Genomic DNA, 14,461 nt, shown 5'->3' with positions numbered 1-14,461 from the left:
AAGTAACTCAGCGCAAACCGTCTTCGCCTTTGATCTCACTCACCTGCAAGCCGCCGATACGCGGTAAGGGCCGGCCCGAGGCCGTCACCGCGACCGCCACGACAATTTCATTCGCGCGCGGCGCGTCCGACACGCGCGCTTCGATTGCATCGAAATGGCTGCGCACGAAGGCGGCGTCCTTGTGACCCAGCGGCACGTCGATCGCGGTACCGAGCGTACCCATTTTTTTCGCCGAGGGCACCAGTGCCGCGCCTTTTTCGACCGCGACCCGCAACGGCGCGCCGAGCTTGGGATGCAGAATCGCCGCCGCATGCTCGAGCTCGCCCGCCTCGCCGACGATCGCCGCCTTGCCGTAGCTTTGCGCGTCGCCCGGCTTGATGCCGAGCGCTTCCACACACTTGTTGCCGAGCAACGCACCCAGTTCTTCACCGGCTTCGATCAGCGCGTCCAGCTTCGCTTCATAGCGGCCCGCGTAGGGATTATCGATCACCGCAATCGCGACTGCACGACGTGTCGGCGGCTCGATGGCCTGCCCCATTTCAATGCGCGTTTCATCGACCTGCACGACCAGCTTGCGAAGCTTGATTGCCATTTCGATCTCCGGGTTTCGATGCGTGTTGTGCCTGACTGCTTCAGCTTATTGCTTCAGCACAGTGCTTCAACTCATTGTTTCAGTTCGACGCTTCGGCGCGTTGCGTGAATCGGGCGCCGCTCAGCGCAAGCCGTCCTTGCCCACAATCGCCTCTTTCGCCAGCCCGCCGACGCGCGCGTGCACGCGCTGGCCCGTGCTCATCACGAGGATGACCACCAGTTCATCCGCGGCGGGTGCGCCGGGCACACGCACTTCGATCGCGTCGAAATGGCTGCGCACGTAGCTTGCATTGACATGCGTCAGCGGCACGTCGAGCGCGGTGGACGGTGCGCCGACCTTCTTCGTCGACGGCACGATCGCGTTGGTCGGCACGCCGTTTTTCTCCAGCAGTTCGCGCATCGCATAGCCGCCGGGAACATGCCACAACGCGCCATGCTCGAGCTCGCCGCGCGAACCGACGATCGCGCCCTTGCCGTAACTTTCGATCGACGCGTGCGGCACGGCCATCGCCGCCAGCAGCCGTTGCGCCATGTCGAGGCCGATCGGCTTGAGCGCTTCCATGGCCGCCTCGATTCTGGCTTCGTAGCGGCCGGCGAACGGATTCGTCATCACCGCGGCAATCGCGCCGCGCCTGAGCGGCTGCGCGGGTGCGGGGCCGAACTCGTGGAAAATGTCTTCGACGTGCGTCAGCACGCGGCGTATTTCGAACACGGAGCCTCCGTTATTATGCGGGTGCGCTGCGCAAACAGCGCGCCATTCCGATCAGTACCACCGGTCACGCGCGCCTCGCCTTGCAGGAACAGTGCGGCGCCTTCGATCAAACCTTGTTCGTGCAAACGCTGCGCCGCGTCGACGCCGCGTGCCAGCGCGAAATCGATCAGCGGTTGCGGCAAGGGCGGCACGTCGACAGTCACGAGCAGGTCGCCGAGATCGCTATCGTCCTTCAACGAGGAAGCCGGCCTGCGCACGATACCCGCATGGTCCAGATTGACCGCGTTGGCGATCATCGTCGCGGCGGCATCGGCGGTGGCGGCGTGGCGGGCGAGCACGGTCACGCTGTCGGCGATCCCCAGGCTGAAGCTGCGGCCCCGCCAGCCGCTGGTCGCGACGCCGCGAATCGGCATGGCGGCGTCGAGCGTCAGGTTTGCGTCCAGAGCCAGACCGCCTGACGCCTTCTCACTGGAGAACATCGCCAGATCGGCGAATACGCCCACCCGGTACTGCTGTCCTTCCGTCAAATGAAGCGCGATGTCGCCGCCGTTGTTGATGAAGGCGCGCGAGATGCCTTCGCGCGCGAACGCCGCGATCAATTCGTCCGCGACGCTGCCTGCAACGGCCGCCATCGGCGTGATATAGCGCGCGCGGTGCGGATGACATGCACGCCACATGCGGCGGGCCACGGCGCCTTTCAATACGCAATCGCCATGCGCCGCATCGCTCGGCACAGGCTGCCGAAGCAGCTTCAACTCGCCGACCAACTCGGGCAACACGTCCACAAAGCGCGCCCAGCATGCCTCGTAAGCGGCCTGCACCGCCGAGGGCTCGCCGTCCGCGCTGAGGATCAGATCGATCGGACCATGCTGCCAATGCCAGCGGGTCGCGTCGAGCCGGGTTCGGGTTGCGTTCATCGTGTGCGTCGCGTGCGTCGTGTCGATTGTGCCGGTGGTGGTGCCGATGATGACGTCGCCGTCAGCCTGGCATGGGCGGCATGGCCGGCGGCCACGGGTTGTCGGGATGACGCGCGAGCGTCCTGCGCGCGAGCGGTGCGCCTTCCGTATGCTCCGGTCCATTCGCCAGCACGCTTTCCAGTGAGCGCACCGCGTCGAGATGACCGCCGAGATCGCGATACGCGTCATACGTCATGGTGAATTCGATCGGCGCGACGATCGCGGGCGTGGGCACGCTGCCGAACGATCGATCGGGCATGCGCGAGACATCCACCATCACGGTGATGCCGCCGCCCGGCCACACATAGGCTGGCGCGCCGCCGCATGTTACGTTCACCCGTTTCTGTTTGATCGCGCGAGTGAGCAGGACCGGGTTCTCCGTTGCCCCCGCACGCAGGCTGCCGCCCGCGCCGCCGAGAAACAGCACCGTAGCAAGCGACGGCTCGCAGTTTTCGCCGATTCGTTCGACCGTGCGGCGCACGGCGTCCGGCATGGCGGCGATGCGCGGCACGAGGTCCTGATCGAGTTCATACCACTGCGCGTGTTCGCCGGTGGTCGACACCATCAGCAGGCGCATGCCCGGTTTCGCCGCCGCCGGATCGAAGCCTTCGACGATCGCCAGCGGGTCCTGAATGTCGGTGCCGCCCCAACCGATGCCCGGATTCGCCACCTGGAAGTAGCGGCCGGGCGTCGATTTGCGTCCGCGAATCTTCAGACCTGAGCGCGTCATGCCGAGGCAACGGCCCGCCTGGTGTTCGGTGAGCACACCGGTGATGTGGTCGTCGACCACCACCACTTCGTCGACATGACCGAACCACTGTTTGGCAAAGATACCGATGGTGGCCGACCCGCAGCCCACCCGCATGCGCTGCTCTTCCACGCCGTCGACAATCGGCGCCGCGCCCGCGCGAATCACCAGACTCGCACCGCCGTCGATGGTCAATTCCACCGCTTCCTTGTTGCCGAGCGCGAGCATCATGTCGCACGTCACGCGGCCTTCCTTCTTGCTGCCGCCCGTCAGATGATGAACACCGCCGAGGCTCAGCATCTGCGAGCCGTATTCCGCCGTGGTCACATGGCCGACGATCTCGCCATGGCAGCGCACATTCGATTGCTCCGGCCCAAGAAAGCGGTCGGTATCGATCTTCACCTTGAAGCTGCAATAACTGAAAATGCCCTCGGTGACGACGGTGACCATGTCGACGTCGTCGAGTTTCGAGGAGACGATGAAAGGCGCGGGCTTGTAGTCGGGATAGGTGGACGACGCGCCAACGCCGGTGACGAACAGCGCCTGTTCCGCGGCGGGATCGTGCACCTCGGACGACGCACCAAATTCGACCGTGGTATCCGCATTGCCTGCGATCGCTTCAGGCGAACCCGCGGCGCGCGAAAGAAACACCACAGGGTCGACGCGAATCAGCCGGCCATCCGCATTCGCATAACGATCGCATGCGCCGGTGCGGCCTTCGGAAATCTGGCACAACACCGGGCACGCATTGCATTCGATCTTGTTCGACGCCATCCGCTCGCTGCGCGGCGCCGCTTTCTCGAGCACGGTCGGACCCGGCGTCGAGGCGGTTTCGCCGTCGACGCGCTCCGCACCGAAATCGACCTTCGTATGCTCTGTCATGGTGGGGTTTCCATACGACGACATTACAATCGGTCCTGCCCGGCTGACAAATAGCCCCTGTTTGAAGGGACTTTTGCGTGGCCCATGTTTTTCCATGTTGCAGCCACTCACCGTTCGTGTAGCATCCACTACACCAAACTTGCTTGAAATCTACTCGATCAAAATAGACTGCGCAACGAGTTTCCCGGTAGTTTCCCGGCCGCGTCTGAATGCTGCGGCGCGGCATCCTTTCGGGAATCACGATTCAATCTACGCTGAAGCCCATGAGCTTGCAGAGCATTTCGTCGCGCGTGACAGCGGCTGTATGATGAAGGCGCGCCCTACCTGAGCGCACCAGGCGGCTGCCGCGCATGCCGTTCAACCTGACGCTAACAAAGAGATCCGAGACCGCCATGAGTCCCACTGCCGCCCGCAAGCCGGGCGCTATCGGCATCCGAGCGAAGCAGGCGCAAGACACGCGCGCCAAGATTCTCAAAGCGGCAATCAAGGTCTTTGCCAAGCAAGGCTATGCAAGCGGCCGGGTCGAAAGTATCTCGAAGGCCGCGCGTTCGCACGACCGGATGATCTATTACTACTTCGGCAGCAAGGAACAGTTGTTTGTCGAAGTTCTGGAGACGATCTACACACAGTTCAACGAGGCCGAAAGCAAGCTCGATCTCGATCTGGACGATCCCGTGCACGGCCTCGAGCAGATGGTCGAATTCGTCTGGCAGTATTACCTCGATCACCCCGAGTTCGTCACCCTGCTGTCGAGCGAGAATCTGCATCAGGGCAAGCACGCAAAGAAATCCTCAAAGCTGAAGGAGATTTCGGGCTACGCGATTTCGGTCGTGCAGAAGTTGCTGGACGCGGGCAAGGCGCAACACGTCTTTCGTGCCGACGTCAAAGCGCGTGACGTGTATTTGATGATCGCGTCGCTCGGTTATTTCTATAACGCCAATCAGTACACGCTGGGCGCGTTTCTCGGTGAACCGCTGATGGACAAGGCCGCACTCGCGCATTGGCGCGAAGTCATCAAGGATACGGTGTTGCGCGCGGTGCGCTTGCAGTTGCCGGCGGACACGGCAGCGATGAATGAAAGCAGGATCGCCTGAAGCGCGTTTCGTCTGACGTACGCTTCAGGCTGCGCATCGCGCTTTGGGCTGTTTCTTTCGGACGGGAGGTGGGAGGCAAGATCCGCGGGACGGTGCAAGGTCCTGGCATACGGCGAATGCGCTGGCTCGGCGAGACGCCGAGCCAGCGCCGCGACGTCGTTATGACTTTGCCGCTGCCGCGGCGTCGTCTTCGCGGAACAGCTTATCGGCCAGATGGAACGCCGAATTGGCTGCCGGCACGCCGCAATAGATTGCGGTTTGCAGCAGCACTTCCTTGATCTGCTCACGCGTCACGCCGTTGTTCTTCGCGGCGCGCAAGTGCAGTGCGAGCTCTTCGCTGCGATTGAGCGCCACCATCATCGCAATGGTCAGCAGGCTGCGCGTATGACGCGGCAAGCCCTCACGCGTCCAGATTTCGCCCCATGCGTAGCGGGTGATGAAGTTCTGGAACTCCTCCGTCAACTCGGTGCGGTTCGCGAGCGACCGGTCGACGTGCGCGCTGCCCAGCACTGCGCGCCGCACCCCGAGTCCGGCTTCGTAGCGGTCTTCGTCGTTCATTTCTGCTCCGTCAGGAAGTCGAGCACGGTCTTCGTGAAGATTTCAGCCTTCTCGATGTTGGAAATATGCGAGGCGTCCAGTTCGACATAACGCGCGCCCGGAATCGCTTGCGCCAGTTCGCGGCCTTGAGCCGGCGTTGCGGCCAGATCGTGCGTGCCGCTGATCACCAGCGCAGGCACCTTGATGCCGGGGGCTTCGGGGCGCAGATCGGTGGCGTCGATGGCATCGCAGTTCGATGCGTAGCCTTCCTTGTCGGTGTGCACGAACACGTCGCGGATCATTGCCAGCACCACCGGCTCACGCTCAATGTAGTCGGCGGTGAACCAGCGCGGCAAGACCGCGTCCGCCAGCGCGAGCATGCCTTCGGTGCGGGCTTTGGCCGCGCGCGGCACCCACACTTCCGGCGAACCGATGCGCGCCGCCGTATTGCTCAGCACGACGCGCTCGAGACGATTCGAATGACGCGCGGCCAGCGCGACGCCCGTGAGGCCGCCCATCGACACGCCGCAGAAATTCGCGCGCGCGATCTTCAGCGTATCCATCAGGCCGAGCACGTCGCCGGTCAGTTGTTCGATCGTATAAGGACCCTTCGGCGCTTCCGAGTGACCATGACCGCGCGTGTCGTAGCGCAGCACGCGGAAGTGCCGGGACAGCGCCGCGACTTGCGGCGTCCACATCGACAGATCGCTGCCGAGCGAATTCGACAACACGATCCACGGTGCATTGCCGTGACGGTCACCGTCGATTCGATAGTGCAGCTCAGTACCGTTGACTGCGGCGTAGGGCATGCCGGTTACTCCTTGGAAGTGGCGCGCCTCGCGCGCGCGTGATGAAGGGCCAGCGCGGCGTCCACATAAGCGTGCGCCTGGCCGACGTATTGAGCGGGATCGAGCAGTTGCGTGAGGCGCTCGAGCGAAAGATGTTCGGTTACGGCGGGGTCCGCCGAGAGCACGTCGAAGAGCGTCTTGCGCTCGGCGATTGCGGCTTTCGATGCGCGCTCGACCAGATGATGCGCATCGAGCCGGCCGATGCTGTCGCCGAGCGCGAGCATCACCGCTTCGCCGAGAATCAAACCGTGCGTGACATCGAGATTCGCGGCAAGGCGCGGGACGTTCACGTTGAGACCCGTGGCGATCTGCTCGATGTTGGCAAGCGCTCCGCCTGCAAGGCGAGCGAGGTCCGGCAGCGCGTCCCACTCGGCTTGCCAGCCGCCGAGCGCGCGCTCGTGCTCCTGCACCATGCCGGCAAACACCGTGGCCACCAGCCCCGGTGCGCGTGTCGCCGCCGTCAGCACCGCCGCGCAGCCGACCGGGTTGCGCTTGTGCGGCATCGTCGACGAACCGCCCTTGCCTGCCGCGGCGGGCTCGGCCAGTTCGTCGATTTCGGTTTGCATCTGCAGGGAAATATCGCGCGCGATCTTGCCGAGTGTCCCGATCAGCATGCCGAACAGCGCCGCGGTTTCAGCGATGCGATCGCGCTGCGTGTGCCACGGCAAGGTGGGCACAGCGAGCCAGAGCTCTTGCGCCAATGATTGCGTCACTTGTGGCGCCGCGTCACGCAGGCTCGCCAGCGTGCCCGCCGCGCCGCCGAATTGCAGCACCAGCACACGCGCACGCAACGCATCGAGCCGCTCACGATGACGCAGCAACGCGTCGAGCCATTGCGCGAATTTCAGGCCGAGCGTGATGGGCAGCGCCTGCTGCAACCAGGTGCGGCCGATCATCGGCGTCGCGCGATGGGTCGCCGCGAGTTTCGCCACGGCATCGCATGTGGCTTGCAAGCCGCTGTCGAGCAGATCGAAGGTGTCGCGCAGCTGCAGCACCGTTGCCGTATCGATGATGTCCTGGCTTGTCGCGCCCCAATGGACGTACTTCGACGCTTCCGCATCCGCCGCCTTGACGCGCGCGGTGAGTTGTTTGACGAGGGGAATCGCGAGGTTGCCGCCGAGCGCCGCGTCGCGTGCGAGTGCCGCGGCGTCGAGTTGATCGGCCTGGCAGGCGGCCTCGATCGCGGCCACGGCGCTGGGCGGAATCACGTTATGTGCCGCTGAGGCACGCGCGAGCGCCGCTTCGACGTCGAGCATCCGCTGCAGCGTGGCACGCGGCGCCCAGATGTCGTTCATCGGTTGCGTGCCGCAAAGAAGGCCGGTCAGACGGGCGCTGGAGTCGAGCATGATGACGTCGATAATGAGATCGGAAGTGAGGATTTCGCGGCGCGATCTGGACGCGCTGCGAGCTGCGCCCCTGGCGCTATCTATCGAGAGCGTACCGCACACGGCGTTGCGGCGCATTGTGTGCCGAATGCTGCTGCGACGGCTCGCCGTATTCACCTTGGCGTCGCACTCTGGCGTCGCGCCCTGGCATCGGTTTGAGCGCGTTCTGACAGGGGCGGCGGCACGCTTGCGCGGTGTGAGCTTCGGCTTCGGCTTCGGCTTCGGCTTCGGCTTCGGCTTCGGCTTCGGCTTCGGCTTGCAAGTATTCGACCGCGCGCGAGCCTTCGTGCGGACGGCGGCGCGTCTGGACGTAGGCTGCACGAGCCACCTGAGTGCCGCCGATCAACGACACGACGGAAAGCGTTTGACTTCGCTGCGAACCTTCGCGCAGACGGCTGCCGCGCCTGTGCTTAAGCTGCGCGAGCCGCCTGAGTGCCGTCGATCAACGGCACGCCGGTCAGTTTGTGCAGCGCATCGAAGTCGATGTCCGAGAAGATCTCGCGCACCACGAGGCCCTGGTCGGTGACGTCGATCATCGCCAGATCGGTATAGATGCGGTTGACGCAGTTCACGCCCGTGACCGGGTACGAGCATTCCGCCGCGATCTTGCTTTCGCCCTGCTTGGTCAGGTGCTCCATCATCACGTAGACCTGCTTCGCGCCGATGGCGAGATCCATGGCGCCGCCGACAGCCGGAATCGCGTCGGGCGCGCCGGTGTGCCAGTTCGCCAGATCGCCCTTCGCCGACACCTGGAACGCGCCGAGCACGCAGAAATCCAGATGGCCGCCGCGCATCATCGCGAACGAATCCGCGTGATGGAAGTACGCGCCGCCCGTGAGCAGCGTGACGTGCTGCTTGCCGGCGTTAATCAGTTCGTCGTCTTCCTCACCTTTTGCGGGTGCCGGGCCCATGCCGAGCAGGCCGTTTTCGCTGTGCAGGAAAATCTCCTTGTCGGCAGCGAGGTGGTTGGCCACCAGCGTGGGCACGCCGATGCCGAGGTTCACGAAAGCGCCTTCAGGGATATCCTGGGCAACGCGCTTGGCCATTTCATCGCGGGTCAGTTTTTTCATGTCGGTCTCCTCAGGCGGCGGTCACGGATGCAAGCTCGGCTTGATGCACAGCTTGCGGCACTTCGACCACGCGTTGCACGAAGATGCCAGGCGTCACGATGTTTTCCGGATCGAGTTCACCGAGCGGCACCACTTTCGACACCTGCACGATGGCCGTTTTCGCCGCGCTCGCCATGATCGGGCCGAAGTTGCGCGCGGTCTTGCGGTAGACCAGATTGCCCCAGCGATCGCCCTTGAACGCCTTGATCAGCGCGAAGTCCGCATGCAGCGGCGACTCCAGCACGTAATGCTTGCCGTCGATCAAACGGGTTTCCTTGCCTTCGGCGAGCTTGGTGCCATAGCCGGTAGGCGTGAAGAAACCGCCGATACCCGCGCCTGCTGCACGAATGCGTTCCGCGAGGTTGCCTTGCGGAACCAGCTCGAGTTCGATTTCGCCGGCGCGATAGAGCGCGTCGAACACATACGAATCGGTTTGACGCGGGAACGAGCAGATGATTTTGCGCACGCGTTTGGCTTTGAGCAGCGCCGCGAGGCCGATGTCGCCATTCCCGGCGTTGTTGTTGACGATGGTGAGTTCGCGCGAGCCCTGTTCGATGAGCGCGTCGATCAGTTCGGACGGCATGCCGGCCGTGCCGAAGCCACCGATCATGACGGTCGCGCCGTCGTGGACATCGGCAACCGCCGATTGAAGTGACTCGAAAATCTTGTTGATCATGTCGAATTTCCTTTTGAGGCGCTGCGTGCCGACAGGCTTTTGGCCTTTGCAGGCAAAGGCTTGTGCGGGACGGTCTCCAGGCCGGTGCTGGCGGCGGCTCGCCGATTGGAGGTGCGGGCTGGCGCCTTTGGTTTGTTCGCCTTCGAATTGTTCGTTATGTGAACATGGATTCGTTTAGCGAACGTTCAGCGGATTATGGTTGCCCTTTGGGCAGGTTGTCAAGGCTGGGGATTGCCCTTAATCATAGGTTTTTTTGCCTGCCCGGCAGGATGGGTTCTGGCTTTCCTGAACGGTAGCTTTTTTTGATCTGTTTGCCTTGCGCGGTGCTTTTTGTTTGTTTTGCCTGCGGCGTTGGGCTTTCCTTGATCTGGGGTTCGGGGTGTGTGTCTGCGGCGTTGGCCTTTCCTTGATCCGAGGTTCTGGTCCTGTGCTCGCGGCGTTGGCCTTTCCTTGTATTGTTAGTGGTCTATTAGCAAATCAAGGAAAGGCACCAAATCCAGATCAAGGAAAGCCCAACACCGTAAGCCCACAGAAAAAGACCACAAAACAGGCAAGCAAATCAAGAAAAAGCCAACGCCGTAAGCAAACAAAAAAGACCCACACCACACGCACCCAGACAAACAAAACGCCGCACAGGCAAAAAAACACACTATCCCAAACCAAGATTATTAAACTACCCTTTATCCACATCCCGAATACCCAAACCCCCAAGCGCCGCAGGCAAAAAAAGCAGCATGTCCGACACAAACCTAGATCTAAACCTGATCCCCTACCTGGTCGCAATGGAGGACACGCGTAATGTCAGCCGCGCAGCGGAACAACTCGGCGTCAGCCAACCCCGCGTCAGCACCGCGCTAGGCCGCCTGCGGGAATACTTCGACGATCCGCTCTTCGTTCGAACATCGAAAGGCATGGAGCCCACGCCGCGCGCGCTGGCCATCCTCCCCGCCGCCCGCGACGCGCTTCTGCGTATCGAAAAAGGCATGCTCGACGTGCAGGACTTCGATCCGGCCACCAGCACCCATACCTTCTCCATCGCGCTCTCCGACGTCGGCGAAATCGTCTTCCTGCCGCGGCTTCTGCAACTCTTCGCCGAACGCGCGCCCCATGCGAATCTGCGCTCGGTGTCGCTCTCGCCCTCACATGTGGAACGCGGACTCGAATCGGGCGACGTCGATCTCGCCGTGGGTTATTTCCCCGATCTGTCAGGCAATAACTTCTTCCAGCAGCGGCTCTTCACCCATCGATTCATCTGCCTGATGCGCACGGGGCACCCCCTCGCGAAGGCCCCCCTCACACTGCCTCAGTACGTGGCGTCGGGCCACGCCGTCGTGCGTGCCGAAGGGCGCAGCCAGGAAGTCCTCGAACATTTTCTGGAAAAGAAGCGCATCAAGCGCCGCGCCGTACTCGAAACGCCACACTTCATGAGTCTGCCGTTCATCCTCGCGCGCACCGACCTGATCGCGACGGTGCCGCACGCCATCGGCTTCGCGTACGTGTCGGAGCATGCGTCGATCACGCTGGTCGAGCCGCCGCTGCCGTTGCCGCGCTTCGATCTGCGGCAGCATTGGCATCGCAAGTTTCATAACGATCCGCGGGGGAGCTGGCTGCGCGGCATCGTCGCCGAGCTCTTCAACGACGATATGGACGAGTGGCCCAAGTAAGTCCACGCCCCGACCGCGAGAGGGGGCATCGGCACGATGCGGCGCAAAACATGGAACAATGGCCGCACTCATTGAACCCGCGCGCTCCGTTGAGCGCCGACGCGCAATTCCAGAGGAGCGACGGATGGCCAGCAGCAAAGCAAAGAAAACCAAACCCGGGGCCGCGGCGGAGCGCCCCAGCCGCGAAGAAGCTGAAGCAGCGGTACGCGTGCTGCTGCGTTGGGCCGGCGACAATCCCGAGCGCGAAGGCCTGATCGATACGCCATCTCGCGTGGTGCGCTCCTATGAGGAGTTCTACGCGGGTTATCAGATCGATCCGCGCGAGATCCTCGCCCGCACCTTTTCCGAAGTGGACGGCTACGACGAAATGATCGTGCTGAAAGATATCCGCTTCGAAAGTTATTGCGAACACCACATGGTGCCGATCATCGGGCGGGCGCACGTTGCGTATCTTCCTGGGCATCGGGTGGTCGGCATTTCGAAGCTGGCGCGCCTCGTCGATGCGTTCGCCAAGCGTCTGCAGATCCAGGAAAAGATGACCGTGCAGATCGCCGATACGCTGAACGACGTGCTGCAACCGGCAGGCGTCGGCGTGATTCTCGAAGCCGCGCATCAGTGCATGTCCACCCGGGGCGTGCACAAGGCCGGTGTCACGATGGTCACCTCGCGCATGCTGGGTACGTTCCGCACCGATCCGTCGACGCGCCGCGAGTTTTTGTCGATCGTGGGCAATCCGGGCGTGGTGGCCATTCCCAATACTTAATAGCGGTTTGGTCGAACCGTGAATCAGGCTGCAGCGGCGTCCGCCGCCACTGCACGCCGGCTGGCTTCGCGCTGCATTCTGTGACTGAGGCTGCTGCGCTGCATCCTGCGACCGAGGCTGCTGCGCTGCCTCATCCGGCCTGGTTTCATGCCGCCGCGGCGAACCGCAGCGCGCTGCCCGCAGGCCGCTGCCTCACGCCGTGCCGGGCGCGGTACGCATCTGGCCGAAGGTGGCCAGCAACACGGCGCCAAGCACGCATGCAACACCCGCAAGTTGCGCCGCACTCACAGACTCCCGCAACACGACAGCGGCCAACGCCACCGCGCTCACCGGCACGAGCGCGGTCATGAGCCCGGCTTCCGCGCCGCTGATGCGCGCAGCCCCCGCATACCAGAGAACGAAACCCGCCACGGTCGGCACAAGCGCGTAGTACAGCACACCGGTCATGGCGTCCGCATTGAACGGCATACTCCAGGGTCTCTCGAAACATGCCGGCACGAGCGCCACCGCGAAACCGATACCGCACATCAACGCCGATAGCGGCAGCGGCGCAACCGTCGAGTGCAACTTGCGATTGAGCAGGATAAAGAGCGCCTCGCAGACGATCGCCGCGAACACCAGCGCGTTGCCCGCCAGCGAGCTGGCCGCATGCGGCGCGGTGAAATCGTCGACGCGCACGGTGCACACCAGCACGCCCAGCGTGGCGAGGCCGATCGCCCCGATCAACGCGGGCGCGGGGCGCTCACCCAGCGCGAGCATGGCGACCACGGCCGACACCGCCGGCAGGGTGCCGGCAATCACGCCTGCATCGGCGGCCGAGGCGAGCTTCATGCCACTGATGAGCAACACCGTATAGCCGACGCTGCCCGCCCCCGCCTGGGCGATCACGAGCAACGTATCGTGCCGGTCGAGACGTGGCCAGCGCACGCCACGCCAGCGCATCACCAGCGCAAACAGGGGAAACGCGATGGCAAAACGCAATGCGGTCGCGCTGAACGGCGGCAATCCGCTTGCAATCGATTTGCTGACGACAACCGTGCTGCCGACTCCGATCATCGCCAGCGCGCAAAACAGGTATCCGATGTACCGTGAGTTCATACTGCTGTCCTGTTCCGTTGAACGAGCAGACACATTAGCGGCGGCGAACATGCGCGGTCTTGAACGAAATTGCAGAAAAGGCGCCGGTCAAAGGGACGAGGCGTACCGTCAGGTCGAACAGGCGGGCGGCTTCATGTCATGCCGGCGCGAATCGGACTTGTGCTCAGGTACGACATCCCGGCGCCGTACCCAGGTCCATCGAGTATCCTGATCGAAACGGGATCCCCTTGGACGCGAACCGAACGCGCGCGTAGACAAACGCCCCCGCGAACACCCTTTGCGGCCCGGCAAGACAAACGCCCGCCGCAGTACGCGCCCAACCGTCACAACAGGAGTTCCGCAATTGGTAGAGTTTCCGTCGTCAGCAGTGTCGACCTGGGGCGGCGTGTTCGTTTTTGTGAACGTCCTGTTGACACGGCTCGGCCTGCCGATCCCCGCTGTCCCCGTGCTGCTCCTCGCGGGCTCGGCGATTGCCGCCGGCACATTGTCTTTCTGGACAATCCTGTTCGCCGCCGTGCTTGGCGCGCTTATCGGCGACGGTACATGGTTCGCCGCCGGCCGCATCTATGGCCGCAAACTGATCGCCGCGCTCGGCCGCATCTCGCCAGCCGTCGATTCCAGAGTCGACAAGGCCCGCTCGCTATTCGAGCGTTTCGGCGTGGCGCTCGTCTCGATCTCGAAGTTCGTCCCCGGACTCGGGCTCATCACTCCGCCGCTCATGGGCACGACCGCAGTGGACAGCCGCATCTACGCCATGTGGGACCTCGCCGGCGCGTCGATGTGGGCCACCTTCTGGCTACTCGGCGGCGCCGCGGCGGAAAGACAGTTGCATATGCTGCTCGCGTTCGTCAAAGCGCGTGGCGGCACGGTAGTCGACGTCCTGCTGGCGGCGGCGTTGGCCTATCTGCTGTACCGCCTGCAGCAGCGACGCCGCGAACGACGCCGTTTCGCGGATGCGGCCTCCGCGACTGCGTTGCATGCGACACCCGGTGGATGGCGCCGCATCACGCCGCCCAAAATCCTGGATGCCCGCCCATCCGCATCGGCTGACGAAGCGCCGCGACCCATTCCCGGTGTGCAGGCGCTCGACCCGCACTCGCCTGAGCAGATCGATGGCGCGCTGCTCGTCCATGACACGGTGATTTACTGCATTTGCCCTGACAGCGCGACCGCGGTCGAGATCTCGCAACGGATGCGCCTGAGCGGCTACACGCGGATTCGCGCACTGAGGGGCGGCCTCGACGCCTGGCAAAGGCGCGGGTTCCCCGTCGAACCGCTCGAGCAAGTGGACGCCCCGGTCGCCCGAAAACGCCCACCCAAGCAGTACGGTGAAGTACCTGGCACGGTGACGCTGCGCGGGTTCGCTCCCCGGCGCAGCTAAAGCAGCGAGGCAGCCGC

General features: G+C 63.6%; 15 protein-coding genes. 4 read left to right on the top strand and 11 right to left on the bottom strand.

The features are described 5' to 3' along the window. Window positions 1-7: 7 nt before the first annotated feature. From DSC91_RS02680 to DSC91_RS02665, 4 genes are all read right to left on the bottom strand, one after another. A complete protein-coding gene (locus DSC91_RS02680) occupies window positions 8-592 on the bottom strand; it encodes an amino acid synthesis family protein (protein WP_054043300.1) in 585 nt (194 codons plus the stop codon). Between the two features lie 120 nt (window positions 593-712). Next, window positions 713-1,303: an amino acid synthesis family protein gene (locus tag DSC91_RS02675; RefSeq protein ID WP_115776704.1), complete on the bottom strand. Its 591-nt coding sequence runs from the start codon at window positions 1,301-1,303 to the stop codon at window positions 713-715. Next, window positions 1,279-2,220, bottom strand: a complete 942-nt coding sequence (locus tag DSC91_RS02670; RefSeq protein WP_115779655.1) for a UPF0280 family protein — start codon at window positions 2,218-2,220, stop codon at window positions 1,279-1,281. The genes DSC91_RS02675 and DSC91_RS02670 overlap by 25 nt, the downstream gene beginning before the upstream one ends. 61 nt (window positions 2,221-2,281) lie before the next feature. After that, the gene (locus DSC91_RS02665; protein WP_115776703.1) at window positions 2,282-3,889 is read right to left on the bottom strand and encodes a 6-hydroxynicotinate reductase; all 1,608 of its coding nucleotides are present in this window, start codon (window positions 3,887-3,889) and stop codon (window positions 2,282-2,284) included. Between the two features lie 392 nt (window positions 3,890-4,281). Here DSC91_RS02665 and DSC91_RS02660 point away from each other — a divergent pair, with 392 nt between their 5' ends. Next, a complete protein-coding gene (locus tag DSC91_RS02660) occupies window positions 4,282-4,983 on the top strand; it encodes a TetR family transcriptional regulator (protein ID WP_115779654.1) in 702 nt (233 codons plus the stop codon). Window positions 4,984-5,142: 159 nt separating this feature from the next. On the opposite strand, the gene pcaC is transcribed toward DSC91_RS02660, so the two are convergent. From pcaC to DSC91_RS02630, 6 genes are all read right to left on the bottom strand, one after another. Further along, the gene (gene pcaC, locus DSC91_RS02655) at window positions 5,143-5,541 is read right to left on the bottom strand and encodes a 4-carboxymuconolactone decarboxylase (RefSeq protein WP_115776702.1); all 399 of its coding nucleotides are present in this window, start codon (window positions 5,539-5,541) and stop codon (window positions 5,143-5,145) included. Further along, window positions 5,538-6,329, bottom strand: a complete 792-nt coding sequence (gene pcaD, locus DSC91_RS02650) for a 3-oxoadipate enol-lactonase (protein ID WP_115776701.1) — start codon at window positions 6,327-6,329, stop codon at window positions 5,538-5,540. Before pcaD ends, pcaC begins: the two co-directional genes overlap by 4 nt. A gap of 5 nt (window positions 6,330-6,334) precedes the next feature. Further along, window positions 6,335-7,714 carry a 3-carboxy-cis,cis-muconate cycloisomerase gene (locus DSC91_RS02645; RefSeq protein WP_115776700.1) on the bottom strand — a complete coding sequence of 460 codons (1,380 nt, stop codon included), beginning with the start codon at window positions 7,712-7,714 and terminating at the stop codon, window positions 6,335-6,337. Window positions 7,715-7,790: 76 nt separating this feature from the next. Next, window positions 7,791-8,105: a hypothetical protein gene (locus DSC91_RS37320; protein WP_162831320.1), complete on the bottom strand. Its 315-nt coding sequence runs from the start codon at window positions 8,103-8,105 to the stop codon at window positions 7,791-7,793. Window positions 8,106-8,163: 58 nt separating this feature from the next. Beyond that, a complete protein-coding gene (locus DSC91_RS02635) occupies window positions 8,164-8,823 on the bottom strand; it encodes a 3-oxoacid CoA-transferase subunit B (RefSeq protein WP_115776698.1) in 660 nt (219 codons plus the stop codon). Between the two features lie 10 nt (window positions 8,824-8,833). After that, window positions 8,834-9,538 (bottom strand): 3-oxoacid CoA-transferase subunit A, encoded by a 705-nt coding sequence (locus tag DSC91_RS02630; RefSeq protein WP_115776697.1) that lies wholly within the window; start codon window positions 9,536-9,538, stop codon window positions 8,834-8,836. A 734-nt stretch (window positions 9,539-10,272) separates the two neighbouring features. On the opposite strand from DSC91_RS02630, the gene DSC91_RS02625 reads away from it, so the two are divergent. Both DSC91_RS02625 and folE read left to right on the top strand, forming a co-directional pair. Further along, window positions 10,273-11,202 carry a LysR family transcriptional regulator gene (locus DSC91_RS02625; protein ID WP_115776696.1) on the top strand — a complete coding sequence of 310 codons (930 nt, stop codon included), beginning with the start codon at window positions 10,273-10,275 and terminating at the stop codon, window positions 11,200-11,202. Window positions 11,203-11,326: 124 nt separating this feature from the next. Further along, on the top strand, window positions 11,327-11,965 hold the full coding sequence (gene folE / locus DSC91_RS02620; RefSeq protein WP_115776695.1) for a GTP cyclohydrolase I FolE: 639 nt from the start codon (window positions 11,327-11,329) through the stop codon (window positions 11,963-11,965). A 192-nt stretch (window positions 11,966-12,157) separates the two neighbouring features. Here folE and DSC91_RS02615 read toward each other — a convergent pair whose 3' ends face one another. Then, window positions 12,158-13,063, bottom strand: coding sequence for a DMT family transporter (locus DSC91_RS02615; RefSeq protein WP_115776694.1), 906 nt, complete (start codon window positions 13,061-13,063; stop codon window positions 12,158-12,160). 343 nt (window positions 13,064-13,406) lie between these two features. Between DSC91_RS02615 and DSC91_RS02610 the strand changes: the two genes are divergently transcribed. After that, entirely contained in the window at window positions 13,407-14,444 is a 1,038-nt protein-coding gene (locus DSC91_RS02610) for a VTT domain-containing protein (RefSeq protein WP_115776693.1), read from the top strand. Window positions 14,445-14,461 lie beyond the last annotated feature (17 nt).

It is taken from the genome of Paraburkholderia caffeinilytica (genome assembly GCF_003368325.1).
Taxonomy (GTDB): domain Bacteria; phylum Pseudomonadota; class Gammaproteobacteria; order Burkholderiales; family Burkholderiaceae; genus Paraburkholderia; species Paraburkholderia caffeinilytica.
This window is presented reverse-complemented; position numbering and strand designations above follow the sequence as displayed.